General features: G+C 57.0%; 1 protein-coding gene. It reads right to left on the reverse strand.

The features are described 5' to 3' along the window. A partial coding sequence (locus SB764_RS45340) for a tyrosine-type recombinase/integrase (protein WP_410867486.1) occupies positions 1-169 on the reverse strand: 169 nt, incomplete at its 3' end. Positions 170-228: the final 59 nt, after the last annotated feature.

Raw genomic sequence — 228 nt, forward strand, 5'->3', positions numbered from 1 at the left:
CGTTTTTCAAGACCTCAATTGCTTGGGCGCTCAGCGGCACGATATGTGGATGTCCCATCTTCATGCGTTCGCCGGGAATGGCCCATATCGCTGATTCCAAGTTGAGCTCCCTCCACGTCGCACCTCGTAACGCGACAGTACGCACCGAGGTGAGCAACAGCAGACGCATTGCCAATCGGGTGAGCGGAGTTCCCGCAACCGAGAGCGCAACCAGCAAGTGCTTGAGTT

The sequence above is a fragment of the Paraburkholderia sp. SIMBA_027 genome, from assembly GCF_046535315.1.
GTDB lineage: Bacteria > Pseudomonadota > Gammaproteobacteria > Burkholderiales > Burkholderiaceae > Paraburkholderia > Paraburkholderia tropica.